At 56.9% G+C, this 686-nt stretch carries 1 protein-coding gene; it reads left to right on the top strand.

Annotated elements, in window-relative coordinates:
• Positions 1 to 686 (top strand): amino acid permease (locus U869_RS0128535; protein ID WP_025123677.1); only part of this gene is annotated, 686 nt, incomplete at both ends.

Genomic DNA, 686 nt, shown 5'->3' with positions numbered 1-686 from the left:
TTATCTCATCTTAACGACTACGGCTATGTAGGCCATGCCGCCGCCGCCATCGTCCCTGCCGCAGAACCCGAATCCCTATTCAGCCAGGTGCGTAGCACCATGCTGGTGACGGTATTCGTCTTCCTGGGGATTGAAGGTGCCAGCGTCTATTCCCGCTACGCCAAAGAACGCAGCCACGTGGGGATTGCCACCGTGCTGGGGTTCATCGGCGTGCTGTGTCTGTTGGTGCTGATCACCATGCTGTCTTATGGCGTGCTGCTCCGTCCCGATCTAGCGGCGCTGCGTCAACCTTCGATGGCGGGCGTGTTGGAGGCTATTGTCGGACGCTGGGGGGCTATCTTCATCAGCGTGGGTCTGATTGTCTCGGTGCTGGGTGCTTACCTCTCCTGGTCTTTGCTGGCGGCAGAAGTGCTGTTTTCCGCCGCGAAAAGCAAGAGTATGCCGAAGGTGTTTGCCACCGAAAACCGTAATGCGGTGCCCTCTTCCGCCGTCTGGCTGACCAACATCACCATTCAGGTATTTTTGATCCTGACGCTGTTTAGCGATTACGCCTTCCAACTGGCGCTCGAACTGACCAGCTCCCTGACCCTGATCCCGTACCTGTTAGTGGGTGCCTATGGGCTGAAGTTGGCTCTGACCGGCGAAACCTACGAAACCGATAAACGCGATCACAAAAAGGATCTGAT

The organism is Serratia sp. H1w, from assembly GCF_000633355.1.
Classification (GTDB): Bacteria; Pseudomonadota; Gammaproteobacteria; order Enterobacterales; family Enterobacteriaceae; genus Chania.
The sequence above is the reverse complement of the archived record's forward strand: the minus strand, read 5'-3'. Positions and strand labels throughout refer to the sequence as shown.